The sequence below is a fragment of the Arthrobacter sp. 3Tela_A genome, from assembly GCF_049311025.1.
In the GTDB taxonomy this organism is placed as follows: domain Bacteria; phylum Actinomycetota; class Actinomycetes; order Actinomycetales; family Micrococcaceae; genus Arthrobacter_B.
The window spans coordinates 42,445-54,044 of sequence record NZ_JAXIOM010000019.1 but is presented as its reverse complement, the minus strand read 5'-3'; the positions used below and the strand labels follow the sequence as shown (position 1 = coordinate 54,044).

Annotated in this window: 9 protein-coding genes and 2 pseudogenes; all 11 read right to left on the bottom strand. The window is 66.2% G+C overall.

Annotation, left to right across the window (positions count from 1 at the left end):
- Positions 1–85 precede the first annotated feature (85 nt).
- Positions 86–1,468, bottom strand: coding sequence for an NAD(P)/FAD-dependent oxidoreductase (locus TVC13_RS07950; protein ID WP_422400677.1), 1,383 nt, complete (start codon positions 1,466–1,468; stop codon positions 86–88).
- A 124-nt stretch (positions 1,469–1,592) separates the two neighbouring features.
- Entirely contained in the window at positions 1,593–3,062 is a 1,470-nt protein-coding gene (locus TVC13_RS07945; protein WP_422400676.1) for a S8 family serine peptidase, read from the bottom strand.
- Positions 3,059–3,919, bottom strand: a pseudogene (locus TVC13_RS07940) (exopolyphosphatase); the annotation flags it as partial. The gene TVC13_RS07945 and the pseudogene TVC13_RS07940, both read right to left, overlap by 4 nt.
- Positions 3,920–4,126: 207 nt before the next feature.
- Positions 4,127–4,714 (bottom strand): annotated as a pseudogene (locus tag TVC13_RS07935) (DUF501 domain-containing protein); the annotation flags it as partial.
- Between the two features lie 84 nt (positions 4,715–4,798).
- Positions 4,799–5,392, bottom strand: coding sequence for an FtsB family cell division protein (locus tag TVC13_RS07930; protein ID WP_422400675.1), 594 nt, complete (start codon positions 5,390–5,392; stop codon positions 4,799–4,801).
- Between the two features lie 318 nt (positions 5,393–5,710).
- Positions 5,711–6,991, bottom strand: coding sequence for a phosphopyruvate hydratase (eno, locus tag TVC13_RS07925; protein ID WP_422400674.1), 1,281 nt, complete (start codon positions 6,989–6,991; stop codon positions 5,711–5,713).
- A gap of 117 nt (positions 6,992–7,108) precedes the next feature.
- Entirely contained in the window at positions 7,109–7,801 is a 693-nt protein-coding gene (locus tag TVC13_RS07920) for a MazG nucleotide pyrophosphohydrolase domain-containing protein (protein ID WP_422400673.1), read from the bottom strand.
- Positions 7,794–8,945 carry an adenosine deaminase gene (locus TVC13_RS07915; RefSeq protein ID WP_422400672.1) on the bottom strand — a complete coding sequence of 384 codons (1,152 nt, stop codon included), beginning with the start codon at positions 8,943–8,945 and terminating at the stop codon, positions 7,794–7,796. The genes TVC13_RS07920 and TVC13_RS07915 overlap by 8 nt, the downstream gene beginning before the upstream one ends.
- Positions 8,946–8,978: 33 nt before the next feature.
- Complete coding sequence (locus tag TVC13_RS07910; RefSeq protein ID WP_422400681.1) at positions 8,979–9,626, bottom strand: DedA family protein; 648 nt, start codon at positions 9,624–9,626, stop codon at positions 8,979–8,981.
- 246 nt (positions 9,627–9,872) lie between these two features.
- Positions 9,873–11,156 (bottom strand): thymidine phosphorylase, encoded by a 1,284-nt coding sequence (locus TVC13_RS07905; RefSeq protein WP_422400671.1) that lies wholly within the window; start codon positions 11,154–11,156, stop codon positions 9,873–9,875.
- Positions 11,153–11,575 carry a cytidine deaminase gene (locus tag TVC13_RS07900; RefSeq protein ID WP_422400670.1) on the bottom strand — a complete coding sequence of 141 codons (423 nt, stop codon included), beginning with the start codon at positions 11,573–11,575 and terminating at the stop codon, positions 11,153–11,155. Before TVC13_RS07900 ends, TVC13_RS07905 begins: the two co-directional genes overlap by 4 nt.
- Positions 11,576–11,600: the final 25 nt, after the last annotated feature.

Sequence of the window (11,600 nt, the reverse complement as noted above, 5' to 3'; positions counted from 1 at the left end):
GGGCAAACCCCCCCCCTAACCCCCCCCGGGGGGCCCGCCGGACCCGCAGCCGGGCGGCCGCCGCTGTATGGCAGTCTCGCTGGTGTTACTTTGCAGCAGGCTTCTTGGCCGGCGTTGCGGCCTCCACGAAGGCCTTGCGCGGGTTCTTCAGGTGCATCAGCTGCGTGAAGTCGCGGCCGAACCAGAAGTTCGATGCCCAGCCGGAGATCACGCGGAACTTGCGCTCGAACATCGGCATGGCCATGCCGTGGTAGCCGCGGTGGGCCAGCCAGGCCGGGAGGCCCTTCATGCCGAAGCCCATGATGTTGGCAACGCCCTTGTACTGGCCCATGCCGGCAACTGCGCCGAGGTTCTTGTGGCGGTACTCAACAACCTGGCCCTCGCCGTAGCGGTCGGCCAGCAGGTTCTTGGCCAGGCGCTTGGCCTGGCGGACAGCGTGCTGTGCGTTGGGAACGCAGAAACCGCCGACGCCGCCGCCGGTGAGGTCGGGAACAGCCGATACGTCGCCTGCTGCCCAGGCACCTTCCAGGGGACCGTCATCGCCGGTGATCCGCAGTTCGGCGTTCGCACGCACGCGGCCGCGGTCATCAATCGGGAAATCGGTGGCGCGGACCATCGGGTTGGCCTGCACACCGGCGGTCCAGATGAGCGTGTCAGCTTCGAACTCGCCGGCCGGGGACTTGTCCGCCATGTTGATGAGCTTCAGCAGGCCGCCTTCGGCGCTGGCCAGGGAGGTGTTCAGCAGGACTTCAATGCCGCGCTCACGCATGGAGGAGACAACCCACTCAGCCTGGTCCGGCTTGACCTCGGGCATAACGCGTCCCATGGCTTCGATCATGACGAAGCGCAGGTCTTCCCGCTTCAGGCGGTTGTTCTCGCGCACGGCGCCACGGGCCATGTCTTCGATTTCGGTGATGGTCTCAATACCGGCGAAGCCGCCGCCGACGACGACGAAGGTCAGGGCGCGGGCGCGCTCAGCCTGGTCGGTCATCAGGGAAGCGGTTTCGATGCGCTCGAGCACCTTGTTCCGCATTTCCACGGCTTCTTCGATGGTCTTCATGCCAATGCCGACCTCGGCGAGGCCCGGAATCGGGAAGGTTCGCGTGACGGAACCGGCGGCCATAACGACGTCGCGGTAGCTCAGTTCGAACGGTGCGCCGCCGTCAGCCGGCTCAACCGTTGCGGTGTGCGTCGCGTGGTTGATGGCCACGACCTTGCCGGAGATCAGCTCGGTGTCCTTCAGGTGCATGCGGTGGGAAACAACGGCGTTGCGCGCGTTGATGGTTCCGGCTGCGACCTCGGGAAGGAAGGGCTGGTAGGTCATGTACGGCAGCGGATCCACCACCGTAACGATCCCGCCGTTGGCCTTAACCTTCTTTTGGAGGTTCTTGGCTACGTACAGACCGACGTAACCACCGCCAACCACCAGAACGCGGGGACGATCAGAGAATTGTGTTTGCGATGCCATGGGCAACATCCTACCCGACTTGTGAAAGTCTTCACTAAGTCTCACGACTTCATTTCTTCACCTTGCGGAACAGCCGTTATCGGGCTTCACTGCGGGGGTTTTCGGCTGGCCCGGAAGCACCTGTTCAGGCGTGTGGAGCAGGCTCAGACGGGTGTTTAATCTCATCCCCGGCAGTGTCGGTTTCGTCTGCCGGTTCCGGGTCCGGCGAACCGTTCCCGGCTGCCTGCGCCGAGCGCCTTACGCGTAGCACGGCAATGGCGCCGCCGGCACCAACGAGCAGGATCAACCCACCGAATCCCAGCACCAGACCGGCCGGCAGCGGGTCGTTCCCGGCGCGGGGATCAGCTGCCACCGGCACCTGGGGCTCGGGGATGTCCGGGAGGCTCTGGCCGGGCGGAGGCGCAGTGTCTTCTGCTGCGGGGGCTTCACCGCGGCGGTGGATCCGAATCCATTCCTCGATCGTTCCCAGCGGGTTCCCGGCGACGGCCGGAACATCGGCGTTCAGGGCAGCTGCTGCGTCCACGATGCCGTACCCGTAGAGCGTGTCCCGGCCGGGAGCTCCGCTGTCCTTTGCCGTGGTGATGATCCGGTTGATCACCTGAGGGGCGGTCAGCTCCGGATAGGCAGAACGGATCAGGGCCGCGACGCCGGAAACCAGCGGCGCGGCTGCAGAAGTTCCGGACCACTCGGCGTAGCGCGAGGGTCCCTCAGGCAGACCGCCCACGAGGTTCTCAGCCGGCGCCGCAACACCGATGCTGATGCCCTCGGATGAGGAATCCCAGCTCGCACGTCCCTCACGGTCAAGTCCCGCGACGGTCAGGACACCCGGGATCGTTGCAGGTGCCCCCACCTGGGTCATCCCCACACCGCGGTTGCCGGCTGCCGCCACAATAACGACGTCGTTCTGTTCGGCATAGAGGAAGGCCTCGTCCCAGCTTTCGGGCCAGGCCGTGGAGGTGGACCCGAGAGACATGTTGATGACCTTGGCACCGTTGTCCACGGCCCAGCGCACCGCGTTGGGCAGCTGCTCGTCGATCGGAATGCCGCCGGGATTCGCGCCGCCGATCCACGCTGAGACAGCGAGGATCTCAGCTTTTGGCGCTACGCCGATGATGCCGTCGGGTCCGGCGCCCGGACCGTTGTAGGCGTCTTTGTCCTTGTCTTTATCGTCTTTATCGGCTTTGCCGTCTGTGTCTTCTTTGCTTACTTCAGCGGCATGCCCGCGTCCGCCCAGCAGTGTGGCAACCAGGGTTCCGTGCTCCGGGTTCACTCCCAGGCCGCGCGTACCGGCGGGATCACCGGCGCCGGACACGTCCGTTCCGCCGGTGACGGCCCCGGCAAGGTCCGGGTGGCCGGCGTCGATGCCGGTGTCGATGACCGCCACCTTGACGCCTTCACCCTGGCTCTTCTTCCAGGCCTCGGTGATGCCGTAGTCGGAAAGCCAGTACTGCTTGTCGCGCCATTCGTCCGCGTGGGCTGCCTCCGGGGCTGCCAGCTGGAAAAGGACTACGGCCGCAAGCGAGAACGCCCCGGCACCGGCAGCACGCCTAACCGCGGCGCCGGCCTTCCGGCGCCGCCCTGCTTCCCCGTTCACCGCAGCGTGCTCAGGGCTATGCCGTCAAGGATGTCGTGCTCCGAGGTGATCGCGGATTCCACGCGGCCGTCGGTAAGTTCCGACATACGGTCAACGATTGTCTGCCAGATCAGTGCGCCGGCCCCGATCACGTCGACGCGTCCGGGGTGCATGTACGGCAGGGCTGCGCGCTCGGCACGGCTCATATGGAGCAGTGAGGACGCCGCGTGGTCCACCTGACCGCTGCTCAGCTCGGTGCCGTGGATCGCTTCGGAGGAGTGTTCCGGCAGTTTCAGGGCATGCGCCGTCACGGTGGTGATGGTTCCGGCAACACCAATGAGCCGGTCGGCGGTGGCCAGCGGAACGGTCTGGAGGACCTGGGCGATCATGTCCAGGATGTCGCCGCGGGCCATGGCGATTTCAGCCTCGGTGGGCGGGTCGGAGACCAGATGGCGTTCGGTGAACCGCACGCAGCCCATGTCCGTGCTCTTGGCTGCCAGGACGTGGCCGTCGATTCCCAGGACAAACTCTGTGGAGCCGCCGCCAAGGTCGACGACGAGGGTCCGGGCGCCCTTGTCCCCGGCGAGGACGCTGGATGCCCCGGCAAAGGACAGCCCGGCTTCCTCATCACCTGAAATGACCTCGGGTTCAACGCCCAGCCGGGCGCGGATACCTTCGGTGAATTCTTTCCGGTTCTCGGCGTCGCGGGTGGCTGACGTGGCGACGAATCGGACCTTCTGCGCTCCGTGTTCGCGGATCAGGGCAGCGTATTCGTCCGTGGCTTCAAAGGTGCGCTCCAGTGCGGCGTCGGAGAGCCGTCCGGTCGCGTCCACGCCTTCGCCCAGGCGGACAATGCGCATTAGGCGAACGACGTCGGTCAGCCGGGTAACGCCGTTTTCAGTGTGGGCGTCGGCGATCAGGAGACGGATTGAATTGGTGCCGCAGTCCACGGCAGCCACCCGGACAACTCCGGGCGTTCCTGCGTTCTGTTCCATTGTGTCCTCCTGCTCCCCCGCTGCTGCCTGCTGTTCAGCCTGCAGCGCCGCACGCCTGGCAGCCCGCTTTTGGTCCAGTTCCTGTGCAGAGAGGCCCTGGGTCTTGGTGTGTCGGCTCAGGTCACGTGATGGTGCAGGACTGTTCGTGTCCCATGCGCCAACACAATAGCAGCGCTCACGGGTCCACCACTCGGCGATGGCGTCCAGGGCTTCGTCGCCCAGCGGGTTCACGCCCGGTCCGGCGGCCAGCGAATGGCCAACCAGGACGTGCAGGCACTTCACACGGGTAGGCATGCCACCCGCGGAAACACCGTCAATCTCCGGCACGGGTCCGGTACCCGTGCGTTCGCCGATCTCATTGCGGACCTGGAGGTAAGCCTCGTGGGCGTGGCGGTACCGTTCGGCCAGCTCCGGGTCCTGTTCCAGCCGTGCCGTCATTTCCGTCATCAGTCCGGAGGCCTCAAGCCGGGAAACGGCGGCGGTGATCACGGGGTGGGTCAGGTAATAGGTGGTGGGGAAGGGAATCCCGTTGCTGAGCCGCGGCGCGGTGGTGGCGACCAGCGGGTTGCCGCAGACGCAGCGGGCCCCGATTTCGACGACGTCGCGGACCGGACGTCCGAGCTGGCGGCTCAGGGTCTCCAGGTCTTCCTGGGTCGGGGTGAGCTGCTCTGGGGTCATGCCGGAAGGTCCTTCCTGGGGGTCCGCAGGGGACCCGAACTGGTGATGTCTCTCTGCACCAGCCTACTGTGCCCGGCGCAAAGTTTAGGGTGCGGTGGCTGAGCGGAGAACCGAATCCCAGAGCGCGTCGACCCATTCAAGGTCCTGCGGCGCCTGTGCAGCGGCTTGCTCCTCGACGTCCTCCACGCCGTGTTCACCCTTGACCAGGTAGCGGGTCTCCCCCGGCATCACCAGGAAGATCCTCTCCCTGGCCTGCGCCTTGATGTATGCGGGGTCCTCCCAGCGGTCCAGCGTCTCTTCGAGTTCACGCCCAACTTCCTGCTCGCGGGCGATTTCAGCCTCCAAGGCGGCGATTTCCGAGCGCTGCTGCAGGAAAGTGCGGACGGACGGTGCCAGCAGCACGGTGATGACAACCATCACGATGCCCAGGGCAAGCAGCCGTCCGGAGAAGGATTTGGCCGGCACCGGCTTCAGCGAGGGTTCGGTGCGGGTGGGTGCGGCCGTGGTGTCCGCTGCGGGAACGTCGCGGCGGATTTCGGCGGCCAGCTCCTGGCGTGCGGCAGCGCGGGCTTCGGAGGGATCAGCGGGCTTGGCCGGCTTTGCTCTGGCTGCCTTGGCCGGCTTGGCGCCCCTGGACGGGGTCTTGGTCGAATCCGCCGGGTTCCGGCGTCCCGTCATCTTCGCAGGCCCGGTGCTTTTCGGGGATTCCGTGCTGCTTGAGTGCCCTGTGCTCTCTGATGCCCGTGTGCTGCTTGAGGACTGCGGGGCAGAGCCGGGACGCCGCTGGGTTCCACCGGACTGGGTTCCACCGGGCTGGCCGGCAGGCCGGGGTACCTTCGGGCGTCGGGTGGACATGCTGCTCCTGTCTCTGGCGGGCTTTTCCGGGCCGGTCGTTTCTCGCGGCGGTGCCCGCAGCGCAGGGAAGGACCTGGCAGGACCGAAAACAGCGCCGGTGGGCACCCCCATATTCGAGGGTACCCACCGGCAGCGGAGTTATTAGGCCGTGAAACGCGGGAAAGCGCTGCGTCCTGCGTAGCGTGCGGCGTCGTCGAGCTCTTCTTCGATGCGCAGCAGCTGGTTGTACTTCGCGACTCGCTCGGAGCGTGCCGGAGCACCGGTCTTGATCTGGCCGGCGTTGGTGGCAACGCAGATGTCCGCGATCGTGGTGTCTTCGGTTTCACCGGAGCGGTGCGAGGTGATGGTGGTGTAGCCGGCGCGCTGGGCCATGGTGATGGCGTCCAGGGTCTCGGACAGGGTGCCGATCTGGTTGACCTTTACCAGCAGGGAGTTGGCGGCGTTCTGCTTGATGCCGGTCTCCAGGCGTGCCGGGTTGGTGACGAACAGGTCGTCGCCAACCAGCTGGACCTTGTCGCCGAGGCGGGCGGTCAGTGCGCTCCAGCCTTCCCAGTCGTTCTCATCCAGCGGATCCTCGATGGAGACCAGCGGGTAGTCGCGCACCAGTTCCTCGTAGTACGCGGACATTTCCTCGGCGCTGCGGTTCTGGCCTTCGAAGACGTACGCGCCGTCCTTGAAGAACTCGGAGGAGGCGACGTCCAGGGCCAGCGCGATGTCGCGGCCGGGCTCGTAGCCGGCGCGCTTGATGGCTTCCAGGATCAGGTCAAGGGCTGCGCGGTTGGAGGGCAGGTTCGGAGCAAAGCCGCCTTCGTCGCCCAGGCCGGTGGACAGGCCCTGTTCCTTCAGCACGGACTTGAGGTTGTGGTAGACCTCAACGCCCCAGCGCAGGCCCTCGGAGTAGGTATCGGCGCCGAGGGGAACGATCATGAATTCCTGGATGTCGACGTCGGAGTCCGCGTGCGAGCCGCCGTTGAGGATGTTCATCAGCGGAACGGGCAGGATGTGCGCGTTCGGGCCGCCGAGGTAGCGGTAGAGCGGCAGTGCAGCGGATTCGGCGGCTGCGCGGGCGACGGCGAGGGAAACGCCGAGGATGGCGTTGGCGCCCAGGCCGGACTTGTTCTCGGTGCCGTCCAGATCCATCATGGCCTGGTCGATGGCGCGCTGGTCAGCGGCGTCGAAGCCCAGGAGCGCGGGCTGGATCTGGTCGATCACTGCCTCGACGGCCTGCAGCACGCCCTTGCCCTGGTAGCGGTCCTTCTCCCCGTCACGGCGTTCGTTGGCTTCAAAGGCGCCGGTGGAAGCGCCGGAGGGCACTGCGGCCCGGCCAAACGTGTCGTCGTCGAGCAGTACCTCGACCTCTACGGTCGGATTTCCGCGCGAATCGAGGATCTCGCGGGCGTGAATGGCATCAATGATGGCCATGGGAATGCTCCTGTTCATTGGAACTTGGGTTGGTAACTACAGCCAGGCCTATGACGGGGACCACGCTGTCTGCTCCAAGCCTAGTGGAATCCGGCTTCGGAGTAAGGACTCGGGGCGTCAATCGGCAGTACCGGGGCTTTGTGCCGTAAAACGGCGCACCGCTCCGCGGAGCGCTGCTTCGGGGTCGATGCCTTGTTCGGCTGCCTCTCGGACGGCTTCGAAGAGCAGGTCGCCAAGCTCCTGTTCGCCGTCAAAGCCCGGCAGCGCGGGGCCGGTCCGGGGCACCTGGAGCCCGGCCCTGCGTGCGCGTTCCTGCGCCTTGGCGGCGAGGGCCAGCGCGGGCAGGGCGGCGGGGATGCCTTCGAACGGGCTGGTGCGGTGGGGTTTTTCGGTCTTTTTCGCCGCGTCCCAGGCCCGCTCGATTTCCGCGGTGTCCCCGGTGGTGGCCTCCTGCAGGGAGCCGTCCGGGCGGAAGACGTGCGGATTGCGGCGGATCATTTTGTCTGTCAGGCCGGTGACGACGTCATATATGGCGAAGTTGCCGGCTTCCTCCTGGAGGCGGGCATGCAGCAGTACCTGGAAGAGCAGGTCCCCCAGTTCTCCGCTGAGCTCCCGGGCATCCTCTGCCCGGGTATGCCCGGTCTCGACAGCCTCGATGACCTCGTAACTCTCCTCGAGCAGGTACTCAAGCAGCGATTCGTGGGTCAGCGCACGGGTCCAGGGGCAGCGTTCGCGCAGCTGCGCAACGACCTGGGCCAGACGGATGAACTCCGGGCCCAGGCCCCTGCTGCCGTGCGGGGAATCAGTCACGGGCGTTGCTGAAGCCCTCGGTGATGTATTCGGCGAGGACAGCACGTTCTTCCAGGGGCAGGAAGGCAGCGTTGGCGGCGTTCAGGGTCAGCTCCAGGAGGTCATCCAGGTCGTACCCGAAGGTGGCTACGAGCAGTTCGAACTCGTCAGTCAGGCTCACGCCGCTCATCAGCCGGTTATCGGTGTTCACGGTGACCACGAAGCCGGTTTGGAACAGCAGGTCGATCGGGTGGGACTCGATGTCCCCGCCGAAGGACTCCACGGCACCGGTCTGCAGGTTGGAGGAGGGGCAGATTTCCAGGGCGATGCCGCGGTCGCGGACCCAGGCCGCCACCTCGCCTAGCGTGACCATGCCGACGGCGGCGTCCTCACCGGCGTCGGGCGCTTCCTCGTCTTCGAAGTCAACCTCGATGTCCTCGGCGATCCGCACGCCGTGGCCGAGGCGGAGGGCACGGCCGTGTACCAGCGCGTCGCTGATGCTCTCCACTCCGGCAGCTTCACCGGCGTGGACGGTTACCGGGAACATGTTCTCGGCGAGGTACGTGAAGGCGTCCTTGAACCGGGAGGGCGGGAAGCCGTCTTCGGCACCGGCGATGTCGAAGCCAACAACTCCGCGGTCGCGGTGGCGGACCGCCAGTTCGGCAATTTCCATGCCGCGGTCGCCGTGGCGCATGGCCGTGATCAGCTGGCCAACCTGGATCAGGCGGCCGCTGGCCTCAGCAGCCGCCACGCCTGCCTCCAGGCCTTCCTGGACGGCTTCAACGGCCTCGTCCAGGCTCAGGCCCGCGGTGAGGTGCTGCTCGGGTGCCCAGCGGACTTCGGCGTAGACCACGCCGTCCTCCACAAGGTCTTCAACGAACTCGCGGGCCACGCGGGCGAGTCCCTCGCGGGTCTGCATCACGGCGATGGTGTGGTCAAAGGTTTCCAGGTAACGCACCAGCGAGCCGGAGTTGGCGGATTCGCGGAACCACTCCCCCAGGGCAACGGGATCGGTGGACGGCAGCGTGTGGCCAACGGCTTCGGCAAGCTCCACGATGGTGGCCGGGCGCAGCCCGCCATCGAGGTGGTCGTGCAGCGAAACCTTAGGCAGAACGCGGATGTCGAAACTGGAAAGGGCGGCGGGATTCGAAATGGGCTCAGTCACATGCCAACTCTACGTGAGGGCCGCCGAGCGTGTTTAAGGCTCGGAGTTGACCCGCTCCTCCACCAGCGGCTGGCGGGTGCGGATGGGCGTGGGGCCGCGGAGTTTGGCGATGATCCGGTCGATGATCAGGCCCAGGACAAGGGCGACGGCGATCGCCACCACAACGGCGAGCAGGTGGTTCTCCTTGAACCAGGCTCCGGCGAGGGCACCGATGGCCACGGAGTACGCTGCCCAGAGGATGGCAGACACGCCCGTTAGCGCAACGAACATACGCCGCGGGAAGCGGGTGGCTCCGGCGGTCAGATTGACCACCACACGGCCCACCGGGATGAACCGGGCAATCAGGATCAGGGACACCGCGCGTTTCTCCAGCTCGCGGCCGGCCCAGACAAAACCGCGCTGCATCCGGGGTCCGCGCATCCAGCGGTATCTGTCCGTGCGCAGCGTGCGTCCGAGGGCGTAGGCGATGTTGTCCCCAATGAAGGCACCCGCCGCCGCGGAGAGCGCGATCAGCCAGACGTTCGGGCCGCCGTCCAGGAAGACCAGGGCGGCGAGCCCCACCACGAGTGACTCACTCGGGATCGGGGGGAAGAAGCCGTCCAGCAGGCAGCAGGCGAAAAGCACCAGGTAAACCCATGGGGCGCCCGAGTAGGTCAGGACGAAGTTGTTGATGTTGTCCATTACGGCGTTTAGAACGTCCAATGGGCGGCACTCCTTGGGTCGGTATCTGTCATCTACAACGATGCCACTTCCGAATCAGTGCCCGTCACCGGGCATGTCCCCGGGAACACCCTGAGTAACCCCTGCCTGAACCCTGAGTCCGTTGGCTTTCCCCTGCACCCTCTCCATCGAGATAGCAGAAACTGCCCGTATCGGAGCCGATACGGGCAGTTTCTGTCATCTCGATGGAGCTGGACCGGGGGTGGGCTAGCTGATCCGGTCGATGATCAGCGGCTGCACTCCGGAGGCCTGAGGCGCAATGACGGCGGCCCCCTCGAGGGCTTCCTTCGCCCGCTCGAACTTCTCCGGGGTGTCGGTCAGCAGCGTCATCAGCGGCTGGCCTGCCTTGACCGAGTCACCGGGCTTGGCATGCAGCCGCACGCCCGCTCCGGCCTGCACAGCGTCTTCCTTGCGCGCCCGTCCGGCGCCGAGGCGCCAGGCGGCAACACCCACGGAGAGGGCATCCAGTTCGGTGAGCACACCGTCGGCGGAGGCCACGATGGTCTCCGATTCCTTCGCCACGGGCAGCTCGGCGTCGGGATCCCCGCCCTGGGCGGAAATCATCCGGCGCCACACGTCCATCGCACGGCCGTCCTTCAGGGCTGCGGCGGGATCGGCGTTGGGCTGTCCCGCGGCAGCGAGCATCTCCTTGGCCAGCGCCACTGTCAGCTCGACGACGTCGGCCGGACCCCCACCGGCGAGCACCTCCACCGACTCCTGAACCTCGATCGCGTTGCCCGCGGTCAGGCCCAGCGGCGTCGACATATTCGTGAGGAACGCCACAGTGTTTACGCCTGCGTCTTTACCGAGTGTGACCATGGTCTGCGCCAGCTCCCGGGCGTCGTCCACGTTCTTCATAAACGCACCCGAGCCCACCTTCACATCCAGGACCAGCGAGCCGGTTCCTTCGGCGATCTTCTTGCTCATGATGGAGGAGGCGATCAGCGGGATAGCCTCCACGGTGGCCGTCACATCGCGCAGGGCGTAGAGCTTCTTGTCCGCCGGGGCCAGTCCCGCGCCGGCAGCGCAGATCACGGCGCCGACGTCGGCAAGCTGCGCCATCATCTCGTCGTTGCTGAGCGCAGCACGCCAGCCGGGAATGGCCTCGAGCTTGTCCAGCGTGCCGCCGGTGTGGCCCAGGCCGCGGCCCGACAGCTGCGGAACGGCAACCCCGAAGACTGCGACAAGCGGTGCCAGCGGCAGGGTGATCTTGTCTCCCACGCCGCCGGTGGAGTGCTTATCGGACGTGGGCTTGCCCAGCGAGGAGAAGTCCATCCGCTCACCCGAGGCGATCATCGCAGCGGTCCACCGGGAGATTTCTTCCCGGTTCATGCCGTTGAGCAGGATCGCCATGTTCAGGGCGGCCATCTGCTCGTCGGCGATCACTCCGCGGGTGTACGCATCGATCGTCCAGTCGATCTGCTCCGGGCTGAGGGTCCCCCGGTCCCGCTTCACCCGGATGATGTCTACGGTGTCAAAACGCTCGCTCATTTGCCTGCCTGTCCTTCCAGGTGCTGGGGTCCGAAAGCATCGGGCAGCACTTCGTCCATGGTCCGGATTCCGCTGACGGTCAGCAGCTGCATGCCCGGTGCCCGGAATTCGTAGAGCAGCTGCCGGCAGCGCCCGCACGGCATGAGGATTTCACCCTCACCGTCCACGCAGGTGAAGGCCACCAGGTGTCCGCCGCCGGTCATGTTCAGCTGGCTGATCATGGAGCACTCGGCGCACAGGGTCAGACCGTAGCTGGCGTTCTCGATGTTGCAGCCGGAGACGATCCGGCCGTCATCGGTCAGTGCCGCTGCTCCCACGGGGTAGCGGGAGTAGGGAACGTAGGCATTGGCCATGGCTTCGCGGGCCGCATCCTGCAGGGCGTTCCAGTCAATTTCAGGCGCAGGGGTAACTGCGTTCATCTGTGTGTCCTCTTGTTCCTGGTTG